18 protein-coding genes are annotated in these 17,138 nt (G+C 74.2%); 9 read left to right on the top strand and 9 right to left on the bottom strand.

Features of this window, described 5'->3' with window-relative positions; translation table 11 throughout:
- A partial coding sequence (locus MNY62_RS02435) for a 3'-5' exoribonuclease YhaM family protein (RefSeq protein WP_242342500.1) occupies positions 1-1,146 on the bottom strand: 1,146 nt, incomplete at its 3' end.
- A 173-nt stretch (positions 1,147-1,319) separates the two neighbouring features.
- On the opposite strand from MNY62_RS02435, the gene MNY62_RS02430 reads away from it, so the two are divergent.
- From MNY62_RS02430 to MNY62_RS02405, 6 genes are all read left to right on the top strand, one after another.
- Entirely contained in the window at positions 1,320-1,964 is a 645-nt protein-coding gene (locus MNY62_RS02430; protein WP_242342499.1) for a nicotinamidase, read from the top strand.
- A 90-nt stretch (positions 1,965-2,054) separates the two neighbouring features.
- Positions 2,055-3,200: a zinc-dependent alcohol dehydrogenase gene (locus MNY62_RS02425; RefSeq protein ID WP_242342498.1), complete on the top strand. Its 1,146-nt coding sequence runs from the start codon at positions 2,055-2,057 to the stop codon at positions 3,198-3,200.
- A gap of 30 nt (positions 3,201-3,230) precedes the next feature.
- Positions 3,231-3,608, top strand: coding sequence for a hypothetical protein (locus MNY62_RS02420; protein WP_242342497.1), 378 nt, complete (start codon positions 3,231-3,233; stop codon positions 3,606-3,608).
- 170 nt (positions 3,609-3,778) lie between these two features.
- Complete coding sequence (locus MNY62_RS02415) at positions 3,779-4,087, top strand: TraR/DksA family transcriptional regulator (RefSeq protein ID WP_242342496.1); 309 nt, start codon at positions 3,779-3,781, stop codon at positions 4,085-4,087.
- Between the two features lie 118 nt (positions 4,088-4,205).
- Positions 4,206-4,880: a TatD family nuclease-associated radical SAM protein gene (locus tag MNY62_RS02410; protein ID WP_242342495.1), complete on the top strand. Its 675-nt coding sequence runs from the start codon at positions 4,206-4,208 to the stop codon at positions 4,878-4,880.
- A 128-nt stretch (positions 4,881-5,008) separates the two neighbouring features.
- Positions 5,009-6,445, top strand: coding sequence for a sigma-54-dependent transcriptional regulator (locus MNY62_RS02405; protein WP_242342504.1), 1,437 nt, complete (start codon positions 5,009-5,011; stop codon positions 6,443-6,445).
- Positions 6,446-6,495: 50 nt separating this feature from the next.
- Here the strand turns inward: MNY62_RS02405 and MNY62_RS02400 are convergent, their stop codons facing one another.
- From MNY62_RS02400 to MNY62_RS02365, 8 genes are all read right to left on the bottom strand, one after another.
- Positions 6,496-7,014, bottom strand: coding sequence for a PH domain-containing protein (locus MNY62_RS02400; RefSeq protein ID WP_242342494.1), 519 nt, complete (start codon positions 7,012-7,014; stop codon positions 6,496-6,498).
- 6 nt (positions 7,015-7,020) lie between these two features.
- Positions 7,021-8,142, bottom strand: a complete 1,122-nt coding sequence (locus tag MNY62_RS02395; protein WP_242342493.1) for an ATP-binding protein — start codon at positions 8,140-8,142, stop codon at positions 7,021-7,023.
- The gene (locus tag MNY62_RS02390) at positions 8,139-8,945 is read right to left on the bottom strand and encodes a response regulator (RefSeq protein WP_242342492.1); all 807 of its coding nucleotides are present in this window, start codon (positions 8,943-8,945) and stop codon (positions 8,139-8,141) included. The genes MNY62_RS02395 and MNY62_RS02390 overlap by 4 nt, the downstream gene beginning before the upstream one ends.
- A gap of 16 nt (positions 8,946-8,961) precedes the next feature.
- The gene (locus MNY62_RS02385; protein ID WP_242342491.1) at positions 8,962-10,101 is read right to left on the bottom strand and encodes a sensor histidine kinase; all 1,140 of its coding nucleotides are present in this window, start codon (positions 10,099-10,101) and stop codon (positions 8,962-8,964) included.
- 85 nt (positions 10,102-10,186) lie between these two features.
- Positions 10,187-10,627, bottom strand: coding sequence for a CBS domain-containing protein (locus MNY62_RS02380; RefSeq protein ID WP_242342490.1), 441 nt, complete (start codon positions 10,625-10,627; stop codon positions 10,187-10,189).
- 33 nt (positions 10,628-10,660) lie between these two features.
- Positions 10,661-11,083, bottom strand: a complete 423-nt coding sequence (locus MNY62_RS02375; RefSeq protein ID WP_242342489.1) for a universal stress protein — start codon at positions 11,081-11,083, stop codon at positions 10,661-10,663.
- A 407-nt stretch (positions 11,084-11,490) separates the two neighbouring features.
- Complete coding sequence (gene tatA / locus MNY62_RS02370; RefSeq protein ID WP_242342488.1) at positions 11,491-11,703, bottom strand: twin-arginine translocase TatA/TatE family subunit; 213 nt, start codon at positions 11,701-11,703, stop codon at positions 11,491-11,493.
- Positions 11,704-11,752: 49 nt separating this feature from the next.
- On the bottom strand, positions 11,753-12,409 hold the full coding sequence (locus MNY62_RS02365; RefSeq protein ID WP_242342487.1) for a Crp/Fnr family transcriptional regulator: 657 nt from the start codon (positions 12,407-12,409) through the stop codon (positions 11,753-11,755).
- A gap of 354 nt (positions 12,410-12,763) precedes the next feature.
- Here MNY62_RS02365 and MNY62_RS02360 point away from each other — a divergent pair, with 354 nt between their 5' ends.
- The 3 genes from MNY62_RS02360 (at position 12,764) to MNY62_RS02350 (ending at position 17,130) form a co-directional block, all read left to right on the top strand.
- On the top strand, positions 12,764-13,930 hold the full coding sequence (locus MNY62_RS02360) for a molybdopterin molybdotransferase MoeA (RefSeq protein WP_242342486.1): 1,167 nt from the start codon (positions 12,764-12,766) through the stop codon (positions 13,928-13,930).
- A complete protein-coding gene (mobB, locus tag MNY62_RS02355) occupies positions 13,927-14,820 on the top strand; it encodes a molybdopterin-guanine dinucleotide biosynthesis protein B (protein ID WP_242342485.1) in 894 nt (297 codons plus the stop codon). Before MNY62_RS02360 ends, mobB begins: the two co-directional genes overlap by 4 nt.
- A gap of 111 nt (positions 14,821-14,931) precedes the next feature.
- A complete protein-coding gene (locus tag MNY62_RS02350) occupies positions 14,932-17,130 on the top strand; it encodes a DPP IV N-terminal domain-containing protein (protein ID WP_242342484.1) in 2,199 nt (732 codons plus the stop codon).
- The last annotated feature ends 8 nt before the right edge of the window (positions 17,131-17,138 follow it).

Here is a 17,138-nt window from a genome sequence, read left to right as displayed (position 1 = left end):
CTCGCCCTGAGCGGGCGCGGGGCGCGGCGCGGGGGCGCGCTTCTCCCGCGCCGGCTTGTTCCGCTTCGGAGCGCCGCCGGCGGCAGCGCCGCCGGTCCGCGGGACGTAGATCACCGGCGTCATGAGCTCCGCCGGCGGGCCCTTCTTCTCGGCCTGCACGGTGGGGAGCTGGCCCCGCCAGATCTGCTGCTCGTACACGTTGTCCGAGGAGGTCCAGCGCTTCGAGCCGGTCTCCTTGGCCATCAGGTTCAACCAGGAGTTCACGCGGCTGTCGAGCTCGTCGATGTAGTGGGTGAGCAGCGCCTCGAGCGTCATCGGCGGCTTCGGCGAGCCGTACTCGAGCCGCCCGTGATGCGCGAGGATCATGTGAACGACGTGGTGCTCGAGGTCGCGCGGCACGCCCGCGCGGCGGGCCTTGTCGTGCACCCACTGCGCGGTCATGACCAGGTGGCCCACGAGCCGGCCCTCGTCGGTGTACTCGGCGTTCCGGTCGCCCTGGAGCTCGCGGATCTTGCCGAGGTCGTGGAAGAACGCGCCCGCGACGAGCAGGTCGCGGTCGACCTGCGGGTAGTGGTCGGCGATGCGGTGCGCGAGCTTGAGCGACGAGACGGTGTGCTCGAGCAGGCCGCCCGCGTAGGCGTGGTGGACCGACTTCGCGGCGGGCGCCCGGCGCATGCGGCTCGCGACGTCGTCGTCGTCGACGAACGCCTTCACGAGGCTCTTCACGTTCGGATCGACGATGACGTCGATGATGCCGAGGAGCTCCTTCCAGAGCGGGTCCTCGCCCTCGCTCGGCGCCGGCTTCTCGGGCTTCTTGGGCTCCGGCGGCGGCGCCCACACGAACTCGGCCGCGTCGAGCGCGGCGGCGTCGGCGACCTTGGCGGCCGTCTCGATCTTGAGCTGGGGCTTGCCCTGGAAGGCGCCGATGGGACCCTCGACCTCGACGTAGTCCTTCTCGTCGAAGAGCGCCGCGAGCTCGTCCACGTGCTCGAACGCGCGGGCCTCGAGCTCGCCCGTCTTGTCGTGGAAGGTGACCGACAGGTACGTCTTGCCGCTCTTCGCGGTGGGCACCGCCTTGCGAGCGACGAGGAAGACGCTCTTCAGCCGCTCGCCCTCCTTGACGTCCTTGACCCAGATCTTGTCCATGGTGCGCGCAAGCTAGCTCAGGCCCGCGCCCGAGACAACACGGATTCCGGCGGGTTCCGGGCCTTTTCCCGCCGCGCACGACGCCCTCGACTTCCCCCCGGCCGGGTGGCCGGGCGCGTCGCGCGCGAGCGAAGGATGGGATCGCCGGGCGCGCGCGCGTTAGACGTGATGGCATGCGGATCGATCGCGAACGCGACGCGCTCCTCGCCGTGGACCTGCAGCACGACTTCCTCCCGGGCGGCGCGCTGGCCATCGCGGGCGGCGATGCGATCGTCGCGCCGATCGCGCGGCTGGCGCCGGCCTTCGCGACGGTGGTGGCGACGCAGGACTGGCATCCGCCCGGCCACGTCTCGTTCGCGTCGGCGCACCCGGGCGCGCAGCCCTACGGGACGATCGCTCTCGCGCAGGGGCCGCAGGAGCTCTGGCCGGATCACTGCGTGCGCGGCACCCGCGGGGCGGCGCTCCACCCGGACTTCCCTGACGCCGCAGCGACGGTGATCCTGCGCAAGGGGACGCGCCGCGAGGTGGACTCGTACAGCGCGTTCCGCGAGAACGTCGGGCCCGACGGCCACCGCCCGACGACCGGGCTCGGCGCGCTGCTCGCCGCGCGCGGCGTGCGGCGCGTGTTCCTGTGCGGCCTCGCACGGGACTTCTGCGTCCTCTGGTCCTCCGAGGACGCCGCGGCGGAGGGGTTCGAGGCCTTCGTCCTCGACGACCTCACGCGCCCGGTCTTCCCGGAGCGGAAGGCGGAGGTCGACCGCGCCCTCGCCCGGGCGGGCGTCCGGCTCGTGTGCTCCTCGGAGCTCCGCGTCGCCTGAGCGCAGCCCTGCGGGCGCGCGAGCGCCCGCCCGCGCGCCCCGTTTTGCGCGCCAGGCGTGCACGCCGAACCTTTCCTCGGGGGAGGGCAGATGCGCGCGCTCGTGTACGAGGGGCCGTACCGGGTCCGGGTGCGGGACAAGCCCGATCCGCGGATCGAGCACCCCGACGACGTGATCCTGAGGGTGACGCGCGCCGCGATCTGCGGCTCGGACCTCCACCTCTTCCACGGCATGGTCCCCGACACCCGCGTCGGCACGACGTTCGGGCACGAGTTCACCGGGGTGGTCGAGGAGATCGGGCCGTCCGTGCGCGGCGTCCGCCCCGGCGACCGGCTGGTCGTGCCGTTCAACATCTCGTGCGGCACCTGCTTCTACTGCGAGCGCGGGCTGTACGGCGACTGCGAGTCGACGAACCCGATGAACGATCTCGCCTCGGGCGTGTTCGGCTACTCGCACACCACCGGCGGCTACGACGGCGGCCAGGCGCAGTACGTCCGCGTACCGTTCGCGGACGTGGGACCGATGATGATCCCGGACGACCTCGAGGACGAGGACGTGCTGCTCCTGTCGGACGTGCTGCCCACGGGCTACCAGGCGGCCGAGATGGGCGCCATCCGCGAGGGCGACGTGGTGGCGGTGCTGGGCTGCGGGCCGGTGGGGCTCGTCGCGGCGCGCTCGGCCTGGCTCCTCGGAGCGTCGCGGGTCGTCGCGGTCGATCGCGTCGAGGCGCGGCTGCGGTTCGCCGAGCGATGGGCCGGCGCCGAGACGATCGACCTGCGCCGGGAGCGCGATCCGATCTCGGCGCTGAAGGAGCTGAAGGGCGGACACGGTCCGGATGTGGTCATCGACGCGGTCGGGATGGAGGCCTCGGGCTCGGCGTGGCAGACGCTCATCGGTCGCAAGCTGAAGCTCGCGCCGGGGTCCTCCATCGCCCTCCACTGGGCGATCCACTCGGTCCGCAAGGGCGGGACCGTCTCGATCGTCGGCGTGTACGGACCGCCGGCGAACCTCGTCCCGATCGGCGTCGCGATGAACAAGGGGCTCACCTTCCGGATGGCCCAGGCGAACGTGAAGCGCTACATGCCGCACCTCCTCGAGCACGTGCGCGCCGGGCGGCTCGACGGCAGGGGGCTCATCACGCACCGCTTCCCGCTCGAGCACGCGCCCGACGCGTACGACCTCTTCGACGCGAAGGCGGACGGCTGCGTGAAGTGCGTGCTCGTGCCGAACGCGTAGGGGGGGGAAGGGATGGACGATACGGGTCGAGTGAGCGTCGCGGGCGCGGGCATCGACGGGGCGCCGAGCGTGCGGCCCGGCGTGCCGCGCGAGCGCCGCGCGCCGGATCCCGGCGCGCACTGGAACAGGCCCGAGCAGCAGCACGATCTGACGCCGCTCGCGCGGTCGGGGCTCCTGCACGCGACGCCGGTGTTCGGCACCGTCGCGCCCCCGCGCGCGCTCTCCGGCGCGGTGCGGCGCCTCGCGTACAGGGTGCCGGAGCACCGCTCGACCCGCTGGGCGCTGCTCCTCGCCGGCGACAAGCTCGACGTGCTCGAGCACCGCCTCGCGGCGGGAGTCTGGCTCCTGCCCGTCGCAGTGGCGCTCGCCGCGGGCTACGTCGGCGTGTCCCGCGCGCTGCGACGTTGACCGGGCCCGCGCCCCGGCGCCGGAACCGCGTCGAGGGACAGCTCGCGGAGGCCCCATTCGGCGCTGCGCAAGGCGTGCGTCACCTGCTCGGCCGCACGCAACTCTGGCGGGTACATCGCGAAATCAGGCGAGATTTCTTGAGGCACGCCTCGTGAAGAGGGGCGGACCCCATGAGTCGTATCGAGGCGGAGGCGCGCGAGGTCCTGCTGCGTCGCCGCCGCTCGCTCAGCCAGGGGACGACCCACACCGCGGCGGATCCCGCCGCGCGCTGGTCGGACTACGAGGCCATGCCCGATCCGATCTCCGAGGTCGTCCGCCGGGAGCTGGCGGACATCGACGCGGCGCTCGCTCGCATCCAGGAGGGGAGCTACGGCTGCTGCCTCAACTGTGGCGGCCCCCTCGGCCTGCAGCGCCTCCGCGCGATCCCCGAGGCCCGCTACTGCCTCGCCTGCAGCGGCCACGTTCACCTCGTGGACTGACGGCGCCCCGCTTCGCCCGAAATGCGACAGCCGTTCCCGCCGGTTGAAGGAGAGTCATCCCCCGCCGCAGGCGCCGGCGTGTAGCGCTCCAGGCGGGGGCCTGCTATTTCACCCGCCGGTGGTATCCGAGACCCCACAGCGCGAGCCGACGCTCGCGTACCCGCTTGGAGACGCGCTCTACCTGAATCTCACGAGCGCTTGCACGCTCGCGTGCGTCTTCTGCCCGAAGATCCGCGACGACGACTGGACGGTGGGCGGCTTCGATCTCCGGCTCACCCGGAACCCGAGCGCGGACGAGGTCTGGGCGGCGGCGCTGCGCGCCGGGATCTCGGGCCGTTCCGAGGTCGTGTTCACCGGGCTGGGCGAGCCGACGCGGCGGCTCGACGTGCTGCTCAACCTCGCGCGCCGGCTGCGGGCGGCGGGCGTCGCGCGCGTGCGGGTCGACACCGACGGGCTCGCGTCCCTGCGCGAGGGGCACGACGTCGCGCCCGAGCTCGCGGCCGCGGGGGTGTCGGCCGTGTCGGTCTCGCTCAACGCTCCGGATTCCGCGACCTACGCGCGGATCTGCCCGAGCCGGTACGGCGAGGCGGCGTACGATGCGATGAAGGACTTCATCCGCAGCGCGGTGCGCTGCATCCCGGATGTGGCGGCGAGCGCGGTAGCGCTCCACGCCCTGTCCGAGCAGGCGTGCCGGAGCGTGGCCGAGTCGCTCGGGGCTCGGTTTCGCTGGAGGCCCTACGATCGGCTCGGACGGGTCGAGGGCGCGGGATCCCTCCACGAGGGAAGCGGGTGAGTTGGTAAGCGGCTTTACCCCGTAGGATTGGGGACTTGCGGCGAGATCCGGTGGATCTCACGCGTGGAATCATGCATAACGTGCGGGACCCTGCACGGTTTGCGCTTGGTAGTGAGGCAACGGTGAACATTCCCAACACGGCCGGCCGCTCGGGGAAGGAGCGGATTCTCGTCGTCGACGACGAGCAGAACGCGCGCGTCGCGCTCAGGACCATCCTCACCGAGGAGGGGTACGAGATCGCGGAGGCGGCGGACGGGGAGGAGGCGCTCGCGCTCCTGCCCGGGTTCGCCCCCGCGGCGGTCCTCGCCGACGTGAGGATGCCGCGGATGGACGGCATCACGCTGCTCAAGCGAGCACGCGAGCAGGGCTCCGACGCGGTGTTCGTGATGATGACCGCCTTCGCGAGCGTCGAGGCGGCCGTCGAGGCGATGCGGGCCGGCGCGGAGAACTACCTCGTCAAGCCGCTCGACGTGAACGCCGTCATCGTCGTGCTCGAGAAGGCGCTCGAGAAGCTCCGCCTCCAGCGCGACACGGCGAACCTGCGCGAGCGCGTCCGCGAGCGCTACCGGTTCCACAACATCGTCGGCGACGCCCCGGAGCTGCAGGCCGTCTACGAGGTCGTGAAGCGCGCCGCGCCGACCCGCGCGACGGTCCTCATCCTCGGCGAGTCCGGCACCGGCAAGGAGCTCATCGCGCAGGCGCTCCACGAGGAGTCGCCGCGCTCCGACAAGCCGTTCATCAAGGTGAACTGCGCGGCGCTCTCCGAGACGCTCCTCGAGTCGGAGCTCTTCGGGCACGAGAAGGGCTCCTTCACCGGCGCGATCGGCCGCAAGGAGGGGCGCTTCGAGCTCGCGGACGGCGGCACGCTGTTCCTCGACGAGATCGGCGACATCTCGCCGGCGCTCCAGATCAAGCTGCTCCGCGTCCTGCAGCAGAAGGAGTTCGAGCGCGTCGGCGGCACGCAGACCATCAAGGTCGACGTGCGGCTCGTCGCGGCGACGAACCGCGATCTCGCCGCCGAGGTGAAGGGCGGCAAGTTCCGCGAGGACCTCTACTACCGGCTGAACGTCGTCGCGGTGACGCTGCCGCCGCTTCGCCAGCGCAAGGGCGACATCCCGGCGCTCGTCTCCCACTTCATCGACAAGTACGCGAAGGCCTACGGCAAGGAGATCCGCGGCCTCGCGCCCGGCACGCTGAACGCGCTCCTCTCGCACGACTGGCCCGGAAACGTGCGCGAGCTCGAGAACGTCGTCGAGCGGGCCGTCGTGCTCTGCAAGGCGACGGAGCTCACCGCCGACGACCTGCCTCCGACGCTGCGCGGGCCGCGGCCGCGCGAGCGGTCCCCGGGCGCGCTCATCCCGGGCGCGACGCTCTACGAGATCGAGCGCGAGGCGATCCTCCGCACCCTCGAGATGGTCGGGGGCTCGACCTCGCGCGCCGCCGAGATCCTCGGGATCAGCGTGCGCAAGATCCAGTACCGCCTGAAGGAGTACGCCTCCGGCAACCGCGAGCCGCGCGAGCACCCGGACCTCGAGCCGGCGGAGAAGGCCGAAGGGGCGGAGTAGGGCAGGGCGGCCCCGGCCCCGCGGCGTCGCGCTTCCCGGCGCGAACGCGCTCAGCGCCCGCGCGGGGCCGCCGCGGCGGAGGCGGCGATCGTCGCGAGGAACGCCTCCGGCCGGTCCGGCGAGAGGACGTACTGCACCTCGCCGGCGCGCACCAGCACGAGCCCGGAGCTGCGCGTCGCGTACATGCGAAAGCGCCCGAGGGCGCGCGAGCGGAACAGCCCGTAGTGCCCGAAGAGCCCGCTCGTGCCGAAGAGGCGGAGCGCGCCGCGCAGGGCGTCGGGCCCGAGGGGCTCCGCGGCGCGGACCGCCCGGAGCGGGACCAGGCGAGCCGGCCAGGCGTTCCGCTCGATGCGGAGGAAGCCCCCGCCGATCACGAACCCACGCGGCCCGAGCGCCCACGCGGCGAGCGGCACGGCGCAGACGAGCGCGGCGAGGCCGACCCTCGAGAGGGGCCAGCCCGCCCGCGCCGCGGCGGCGAGCGTCGTCGCGATCGCCGCGAGCATCAGGACGAGCACGAGGGCGGTCGTGAGCCGGAGGGCGCGATCCCATGGAGCGCGGAAGCGGTGCATGGGAGCCTAGCGCGCCTGCGGCAGCTCGAGGACGAACCGAGCCCCGCCCTCGGGCGAGTCCGCGACGGTGATCGTGCCCCCGTGCTGGGTGACGATCGCGTGCACGATCGAGAGCCCGAGCCCCGAGCCCTTCGCCTTGGAGGTGAAGAACGGCTCGAAGATCCGGTCGCGCGACTCGGGCGGCACGCCCGGGCCGTCGTCGTCGACGATGATCGCGACCTGGCGCGGGCCATCGCTGGAGCCGGCCGCGGCGGGGACCTCCCGGCAGGAGACGCGCACGAGGCCGCCGTCCTTCACCGCCTCGAGCGCGTTCAGCCCGAAGTTGACGAGCACCTGGCGGAGCCGCTCCTCGTCGCCCGCGACCGGCGGCACCGCCTCGAGGTCGCGCTCGAGCCGGACCTCCCGGCGCTCGGCCTGGGCGCCGAGCAGGTCGAGGATGCGGTTCAGGAGCGGAGCCACCTCGACCGGCCGCGCCACGAACTCGCGCGGCCGGGCGAACTGGAGGAAGTCCTCGAGGATGTGATCGAGCCGCCGGATCTCGTCCCGCACGAGCGTGAGCGGCTCGAGGAGCGGACCCTGGGTGTCCTTCTGGAGCCTCTGGATGCGGCGCTCGAGGACGGAGAGCTGCAGGGCGGCGGCGTTCAGGGGGTTGCGGATCTCGTGCGACAGGCCGGCGGTCATGGTGCCGACCGCGGCGAGCCGCTCCGCCATCTGCGCGCGCCGAGACAGCTCGCGCTTCTCGCCGTGGAGGCGCACCTGTCGCATCGCCTGCTCGACCGTGACGAGCAGCTCCTGCGTCGCGCAGGGCTTCACGAGGTACGCGCACGCGCCCGCGCGCACCGCCGCGACGGCCGACTCGAGGGTGGCGAACCCGGTGAGGAGCACCACCTCCCCGTCGGGCGAGAGCTCCTTCAGCTGGGGCGCGAGGGCCGTGCCGTCGCCGTCCGGCAGCCGCAGGTCGACGAGCGCGACGTCGAACCCGTCGCGGGCGGCCGCGAGCGCCTCCTTGCAGCTCCCGGCGCCGCGCGCGGAGTAGCCGGCGCCGTCCAGGATCTCGCAGAGGTTCTCGACCAGCCCCTCGTTGTCGTCGACGACGAGGATGCGCGCCGGCTTGGGGGCGTCCTTCATTCGCGCGCGACCGCCTCCCCGCGGCGACCGTGGAGCCGCTCGACGGCGGAGAGGAGCGCCGCCGTGTCGAACGGCTTCGTGAAGTAGCCTTCGTGCGGGAGCGCGGGGACCTCGGGGACGCCGGTCACGACGATCATCGGCAGCCCGGGGAACCGCTCGCCGAGGCGGCGCATCGCCTCCCCGTCCACGCCCCCGGGGACCCGGAGGTCGACGAGCGCGCAGAAGGGCTCCACCGGCCCGAGCCGCTCGGTCTCGAGCACCGACGCGGCCGTGACGGCGGCGAACCCGCGCCCGCGCAGCGCCTCGCAGAGGTTGTCCGACATGCGCGGGTCGTCCTCGACGACCGCGACGAGCCCGTCCCGGCGCGCGACCGAGAGCAGGTCGAGGAGCCGGCCCACCGCCACCGGCTTCGACAGCACCGCGAGGAGCCCCTCGCGGCGCGCGGCCTCGAGCGCGTCGTCCGCGACGTGGGCGGTGATCACCATCGCGGCGGCTCCGGGATCCAGGCGGCGGGGCGGCGGGCCCAGCACCCCGCCCCCCCAGAGCGGGAGACCCCAGTGGGGGTTTACCACCTGGGCGGCGGCGGGGGGCTCCGGGGGGGGGCGCGCGCCCCCGCCCCCCGCGCCGCCCATGAGCGGCATCCGCATGTCGGTGAGGAGCGCGTCGAAGCGCGTCCCCTGGGCGAGCTCGAGCGCCTCCTGGCCGTTCACCGCGATGGCGACCTCGTCGCCCGCGTCTCGGAGGATCTCGGCGAGGTTCTCTGCGAACTCGCGGTTGTCGTCGACGATGAGGTAGCGGCGCATGGAGCTCCCCCGCGCGTCACGCGGGCAGTCGGACCGTGAAGCGAGCGCCGCCGCCCGGACGATCGGAGTACTCGACCGATCCGCCGTGGCGCTCGGCGATGCGCTTCACGAGCGCGAGCCCGAGGCCGATGCCCTTGTCCTTGGTGGTGATGAGCGGCTCGAAGAGGCGCCGGCGCGTGGCGGAGTCGACTCCCGGCCCGGTGTCCTCCACCTCCAGCGCGACGGCCCCGTCGTCCGCGCGCGCGCGGACCGCCACGGCGCCCTCGGGGGAGGCCGCGAAGACCGCGTTCTCGAGCAGGTTCACGAACACCTGGCGCAGCTGGACCGGGTCGCCCTCCACCGCCGGGAGCCCGTCGAGCCCCTCGAGGTCGAGGGAGACGCCCGCGGGCCGCTTCACCACCGCCGCCGCGCCGCCCAGCACCTCCGCGAGCGCGACGCGCTCGCGCGCGAGCGGGCGGTTGCGGATCATGTCGAGCAGGTTCGTGATGATCCCGTTCGCGACGCCGAGCTGCTCGCCGATGCGGTCGAGGTGCTTCTTCGCGCGATCGTCCTCGCCGATCCGCGTCCGCAGGATGTACAGCGAGGTCTCGATGACGCCGAGCGGGTTGCGGAGGTCGTGGCCGATGGAGCCGACGAGCTGGCCGAACGTCGAGAGCCGCTCGACGCGCGCCTGCTGCGCGAGGAGGTCGTCGCGGTAGGTGTGCAGCATCACCGCCAGCTCGAGGTCGAGGATCTTCCCGAGCGCCGTGCGCACCCGCTGGAGCTCGTCGGGGTCGTCGTGGAAGCGCTCGTAGGCGATGCGCGCGAGCCCGGTCCGGTGCACGTTCATCGCGCCGAACATGTAGTGCTGCGGCAGGCCGATGCGGACGTGCACGCGGCCGATCCGGTAGCGCTGCTCCCAGTACGCCTCGTCCCACGGGCCGGCGAGGAGCCTGTCGAGCCAGGCGACCATCGTGACCTTCAGGTGCCCGACCTGGCTCTCGCCTCCCGCGAGCACCGCGCGCGCCTCCTCGTGCTTGAGGATGCGGTCGTAGAACTCCTCGGCGAGGAGCTGGAACTGCGGCACGGCGGCGCCGTGCAGGCTCCGGAGGGCCTGCTCGTCCGTCTCGGACCAGCGGACGTACCGTTTGAGCTCGTCGAAGACCGTCTCGGCCACCCCGCTCATCTAGCCGCGCGCCCCCCGCCGGTCAACGGGCGAACGGCCCGGCGCTGCCCGAGGCAGGAGTCGTCCCTCGCGCCGGTCAGGCGCGCCCGGCGCGCTCCTGGGCGCGGACCGCCTCTGCGACGAGGTCGAGGTCGCGCGCGACGTCGGCGGCGAAGCGGACGAAGTCGGCCTCCGTGACGATCCCGACGAGCCGGCCGTCGTCGTCGCAGACCGGGAGGCAGCCGAACTTCCGCTCGAGCATGAGCCGCGCCGCGTGCGCGAGCGCCATCGCCGGGCGGACCGTCGTGAGCTCGCGCGTCATGATCTGCGAGACGGGCAGCCTGCGCGCGTCGGCGCCACCGGAGTGGCCCGAGCGGAGGATGTCACGCTGGGTCACGAGGCCGACGAGGCGGCCGTCCTCCACGACCGGGAGGTGGCGGATTCCGCCGAGCCGCAGGAGCGACTCCGCGAGCGCGAGGTCGTCCGACCCGCGCACCGTCACGAGATCCTTCGTCATGAAGTCGGCGACGGAGATCATCGGCGCCGATTCTACACGACCCGGAGTGGACGGCTAATGCACCACCAGGACCGGCTTCGGGCTGATGTGGATGAGCCGGTCCGAGACGCTGCCGAGGAACATGCGCGCGACCGCGCCGTGGCCGCGGCTGCCGACGACGATCATGCCGACGTCGCTCGCCGCGCCTTCCTCGGCGATCGCCTCGGCTGGCGCGCCGTACAGCACGGACGTGCCGACCTCGATGGAGGGCTCCTCGATGGCCTCGACGGCCCGCTCGAGCAGCCGGTCGGCGTAGGCGCGGTGCTCCTTCTCGACCTCGGCGATGGTGAGCCCGTAGACGTCCGGCGGGAGCAGGAGCTTCGGGACCACGTGGACGAGCGAGAGCTTGGCGCCGAACCGCAGCGCGATGTCGGCCGCCATGCGCGCTGCCTTGAGCGAGGACTCGGAGCCGTCGACTGCGACCAGGATGCGCTTCATGGTGTTTCCCCCCTGCGTGACTATCGCACCTATTCAAGGGGGATGCCCTCGCGCCGCGCTCGGGCGCGAGAGCGCCCGGAGTGGGACGCGCCCGCCCGGCCGGCGCCGCGAGCCGATGCTGCGCTCGCGCTCGCGAACGCCCGGGCGTCTCCAGGCCGCTCGCAGCCAACCCGGTGCGAGCGAACGCGCAGGCGCGGCCGCGCGAGGCCTCCCGCGGGGGAGGGGCTCGAGCAGGGGCCGACGAGCGGGACGTGTCCCGCGGGCGATCGGAGCAAGGGCGAGGCCGGGGAAAGGCAGGCGCGCCGGTAAGGCCCGCAAAAGACGCGGGGGCGAGCGCGGTAGCGCTCGCCCCCGGCGAGAGTCGGAAGTTGGGGATCGCGCGTGTCGCGCGCGGGGCGAGGGACCGGCTACGCCTGCTTGCCGGCCTTCGACGCCTCATCCTGGGACGAGGCGCTCGGCGTCGCCGGCTTCTCCTCGTCCTCGCCGGCGAAGGACTTCTTGAAGCTCCGGATGCCCTGGCCGAGCCCGGCCCCGAGTTGCGGGAGCTTGCTCGACCCGAACAGGATCACGACGATGAGCAGGATGACGACGAGCTCGCCCATTCCGAGCTTGGGAAACATGCGGGAGTCCTTTCTAAACCTCGGTGCGACGGCCCTCTTCTAGCAGGGATCAGGCTGCGTTGTCTTCCATCGCGATGGCCGCGAGCCGGCGCTGATCGAGCACGCGAACGCCGCGCGACGCGTCGACCACGCCGTCCTTCTCGAGCTTGGTCAGGCAGCGGGAGAGCGTCTCGGGACGCATCCCCAGGAGCCGCGCGACCACCTGCTTGCGGACCGCGTTGGGACGATCGGCGAGGAAGCGGGCGTGGGCGAGGGCGAAGCGCGCGACGCGCGAGAGGCAGTCGCCCTGGCGCCAGTTCACCTCGTCCCGCTGCGCGCGCGACTCCGTGAGGAGCAGGTCGAGCACCACGCGCGCGGCGCTCTTCTCCGGTCCGATCCACTGGGACATCGCGTCGCCGCCGATCCCGCAGATCTTCACGCGCGACAGCGCGCGGACCTCGAAGGGCGACGGCTCGCCGTGGAGCGACTCGGTGCAGAGGAGCGACGTCGGGCCGCGGAGCGAGAGGAGCAGCTCGGAGCCGCGAGGGCTCACCGCCGACAGCGCGACGAAGCCCTCCTTGATGAAGTAGACGGTCCGGGGGCGCTCGCCCTGTGCGCAGATCGTGGCGCCCGACTCGCGCGAGGTGGGCGTCAGCCGGCAGCGTCCCTGCGACGCGAGACCCAGCGAGCAGGCATTACAGTCAGAGACCGGAGCGTTCGAGAGCACCGCAGTTCCTCCCCGCGACAGACTATTCTCTTACTTGATCGCCGTCTGTTTGCACGAGCTAGGCCCGCGTACGCCCGGGGTTTTATAGGGCGCCCCGTGCAGACAATGCGTTTGCAGTTCGGGCGCCCTCCTGCGTGCGCAAGGTTTGCGGAGGCGCATCCGGGGACCCGCTCGCTCGCCCGATCCCGGCGCAGCGCCACGACCGCCCGCCGGCGAGAGCTCCCGCGCGCGATCCGCGCGGGCGCTGCCGGCGCTCACGAAGGCGCCCGCGACACCGCGATGCGCCGCGCTGAAGGACGCGTCGTTCGACGCCTGCGGCGCCGCGCCGCCGCACGCGTGGCATGATGCGCGCGCATGCAGAGGCTCTTGCGCATCCGGGACGAGGTGCTCGCCGCGATCTCGCCGCTCGAGGCCGAGGAGGTCGCGCTCGGAGTTGCCGCCGGCCGGTACCTCGCCGCTCCCGCGCGCGCGCGCGTCCCCGCGCCGCCCGCCACGTGCTCGGCCATGGATGGCTACGCCCTCCGCGCGGAGGACGTGCCCGGACCGTGCGCGCTCGCGGTCATCGGCGCGCGCTACGCCGGCGAGGACGCTGGCGCGTCGCTCACGCCCGGCACCGCGGTCCGGATCTTCACGGGCGCGCCGCTGCCGCCCGGGGCCGACACGGTCGTGCGCGAGGAGGCGACGCGCGCCGAGGGCGAGCGGGTGCGGTTCGCGGAGGCGGCGCGGCGCGGCGACAACGTCCGGCTCGCGGGAGAGGACGTCGCCGCGGGCGGGCTCGCCCTGGACGCGGGCGCCCGCCTCGGCGCACGCCAGGCGGCGCTCCTCGCCGCCGTGGGCGCTGACCCGGTACGGGTCCACCGGCGTCCGCGGGTCGCCGTGATCTCCACCGGGGACGAGGTCGTGACCGGGCGCACGCCGGACTCGAACGGCGTCGCGGTCGCCGGCCTCGTTCGCGCGCTCGGCCTCGACGTCGCGCGGCGCACGGTCGAGGACCGGCTCGAGGCGGTCTCCGCGGCGATCGCGGAGGCGGCGCGGACGAGCGATGCGGTCGTCACGATCGGCGGCGTCTCGGTGGGCGAGCGCGACCACGTTCCGGCGGCGCTCGCCGGGCTCGGCGCGGACGTGCGCGTGCACGGCGTGCCGATGAAGCCGGGCAAGCCGTTCCTGTTCGCGCTCGCAGGCGCGACGCCGGTGTTCGGGCTGCCCGGCAGCCCCTCCGCGTGCCTCGTCGCGTTCGAGGTGTTCGCCCGGCCCGCGCTCCTCGCCCGGGCAGGCGCGGCGCGGCGCGAGCGGCCGGCGCTGCCCGTGAGGCTCGCGGAGGCGGCCGCGGGGAGGCCGGGGCGCGCGCGGCTGCTCTGGGCGCGCCTCGAGGCCGGCGGGCGCGCGCGGCCGCTCGGGAGGGACGCCGCGCAGGTGCGCGGGCCGGCGCTCGCGGACGCGCTCCTGCTCGTGCCCGCCGACGCGGGCGATCTCCCCGAGGGTGCGGAGGTGACGGCGTGGCTCCTCGGCGACGACGCGTGAGGCGTGCGCCCATCGTCGCGGTGTCCGGGTTCTCCGGCGCCGGCAAGACGCGGCTCCTCTCCCGGCTCATCCCCGCGCTCGTGCGCCGCGGCGTGCGCGTCGGGGCCCTGAAGCACACCGGCCACCCGCACCCGTTCGACGTGCCCGGCAAGGACACCGACGTGCTCCGCCGCGCCGGCGCGATCGCCGCGGCGATCGAGGGTCCGCACGGGCTCGCGTACTTCGGGCCGCCCGCCGGCGGCGCGCGGGCGCTCGCGCGGCTCCTGCCCGAGGTGGACCTGGTGCTCGCCGAGGGCTTCAAGCACGAGCCGCTCCCGCGCGTGGAGGTGTACCGGCCCGGCGTGTCGCGGGCGCTCTTCGCGGACGAGGACCCACGCGTGTTCGCGATCGTCGGGGCGCGGGCCGCTCTCCGGCGCATCCCGACGATCGATCCCGACGACGCGGAGGGGCTCGCCGATCTCCTCTGCGCGCGCTTCCACCTCTCCGGAGCCCGGTCCGGGGCCCGCGAGCGCTTGCCGGTGCGACCCACCGTGAGCAGGGTTCCCGCGAAGCGAAGCGAGCGCACGGGAGCGCTCGGGAGAAGGGAACGCATGCCGAAGAAGACGACGAACCGGAAGGGCGCCACGGCGCGCGCGCGTGGGGGCCGCCGCAGCGGCGCCTCCCGCAGCGACGCGGGGCGCAAGGGCGGGAACGCGACGCTTCGCGCGCGCGGCCCGGAGTTCTACTCGGAGATCGGCCGCAAGGGTGGCAAGAAGAGCCGCTCCAGCGCGCGCGGGGGGCGCTCCTCCACCGCGGCTCGCGCCACCACGAAGCGCGGCACGACGACCAAGCGCGGCGCGGCGCGTCGCGGCACGGCGCGGCGCACGTCCCGCACGAGCCGCACGCGCTGACGCCCTCGGGCGGTCACGCGATCACGGGCGCCGCCGGGAGCTCCTCGGCGGCGCCTCGCGCTTCTGCGCTGGGCTGCGTCGCGAGAGGCTCGTGCTAAGACATGGGCCCCCATGGTGACGCTCCTCTGCACGCTCCTCCTCGCCGCGGCGCAGCCCCCAGCGCCCGCTCCGCAGGACCCCTTCCTCCGCCAGCTCGCCGAGACCCGCGGCTTTCGCGCGGGGAGGCCGACCCTCGTCACGGTCGCGCCGGACGGCCGGCACGCGCTCTTCCTCCGCTCGGGGCCGCGCGCGGCCGTGCAGTCGCTCTTCGAGACCGACCTCCGCACGGGCGAGACGCGCGAGCTCCTGTCGCCGGCCGCGCTCCTGGGTGGCGCGCAGGCTCCGACGGCGGAGGAGGCGGCGCGGCTCGAGCGGCAGCGCATCCTCGCGCGCGGCATCACGCACTACACGACGTCGCCGGACGGGCGCCGGATCGCCTTCGCGATCGGCGGGCGCCTGTGGCTCCTCGAGCGCGCGACGGGGAAGGCCGCGCCGGTCGCGGGGGCGGAGGGGGTGCTCGATCCGCGCTTCGCGCCGGACGGTCGCGCGCTCGCCTTCGTGAAGGACCGCGACCTGTTCGTCCTCGAGCTCGCGTCCGGACGGACGCGGCGGGTCACGCACGCGCGCGCCGCCTCCGTCTCGAACGGCCTCGCCGAGTTCGTCGCGCAGGAGGAGATGGGCCGGCAGGAGGGGTACTGGTGGGCGCCCGACGGGCGCCGGCTCGCGTACGCCGAGGTCGACGAGGCGCCCGTGCAGCACCTCGCCCTGTGCGACCCGGCGCGCCCGGAGCGGGGCTGCGAGGAGGTCGCGTACCCGCGCGCGGGGACGGCGAACGCGGCCGTGCGCCTCGCGGTGGTGCCCGCCTCGGGCGGCCGGCCGGTCTTCGTCCGCTGGGACCGCGAGGCGTTCCCTTACCTCGCCACCGTGCGCTGGGAGAAGGGCGGCCCGCTCGCGCTCGTCGTGCAGAACCGCGCGCAGACCGAGCTCCGGCTCCTCGCGGCCGATCCGGCGACGGGCGCGACGCGCGTGCTCCTCGCCGAGCACGACGACGCGTGGGTCGAGCTCTTCCAGGAGTTCCCCCGCTTCCGCGGCGACGGGAGCTTCTACTGGGTGACCGAGCGGAACGGTGGGCCCGAGGTCGAGCTGCGCGGCGCCGACGGGGCGGCGCGCGGGAGCGTCGTCCCGAAGGAGGCTGGGTTCGTCGATCTCGCCGGCTACGACCGCGACGAGGACGAGCTCGTCTACACCGCCGCGCCGGACCCGACGCGCACGGTGGTGCAGCGCGTCCGGCGCGGCGGGCCGCCCGAGACGATCGCCCTCGGCGAGGACGGCCCGGCGCTCGCGCGCGCCGTTGCGGCGGAGAAGGGCGGCGCGGTGGCGGTGACGTGGACGACCCTCACCCGCACCGCGCGCACCGCCGTGTTCGCGCGGGGCGGGGCGCGGCTCGCGGAGCTGCCGAGCGTCGCCGAGGAGCCGCCCTTCGCGTCGACGACCGAGCTCAGGCGCGTCGGCGCGGGGGAGGGGCTCTGGACGGCGGTGCTGCGCCCGCGCGGCGCGGCGCCGGGCGCGAGGCTCCCGGTCGTCGTGGACGTCTACGGCGGGCCGTCCGGCCCGCGCGCGGTGAACGCGCCGATGATCGCCGAGCAGTGGCTCGCGGATCAGGGGTTCGTCGTCGTGCGGATCGACGGCCGCGGGACGACCGGGCGCGGCCGCGCGTTCTCTCGCGCAGTGAAGGGCGACTTCTCCGAGATCGTCCTCGACGATCAGGTCGCGGGCCTGCGCGCGCTCGCCGCGGAGGTCCCGGCCATGGACCTCGGGCGCGTCGGCATCACCGGCTGGTCCTTCGGCGGCTACGCGTCCGCGCTCGCGGTGCTGCGCCGGCCGGAGGTGTTCCACGCGGCGGTGGCGGGCGCGCCGGTCGCGGAGTGGCGCGACTACGACACGCACTACACCGAGCGGTACCTCGGGTCCCCCGACGAGAATCGCGCCGGGTACGACGCGAGCTCGCTCCTCACCTGGGCGCCGGGGCTCTCGCGCCCGCTCCTCGTCCTGCACGGCACCGCCGACGACAACGTGTTCTTCTCGCACGCGCTGAAGCTCGGGAACGCGCTGTTCCGGGCGGGCCGGCGCTTCGAGCTGCTGCCGGTCGCGGGCGCGACGCACATGATCCCCGAGCCGACCGCGGTCGTGCGCCGGTGGGAGGAGACCGCGGGATTCCTGCGGCTGCACCTCGCTGCAAGCGCGGCGCGGACGACCGCCGCCGCGCCTTGACACCCCGG

Origin of the sequence: Anaeromyxobacter terrae (genome assembly GCF_022690685.1) — a bacterium.
GTDB classification, from domain to species: domain Bacteria; phylum Myxococcota; class Myxococcia; order Myxococcales; family Anaeromyxobacteraceae; genus Anaeromyxobacter; species Anaeromyxobacter terrae.
The sequence above is the reverse complement of the archived record's forward strand: the minus strand, read 5'-3'. Positions and strand labels throughout refer to the sequence as shown.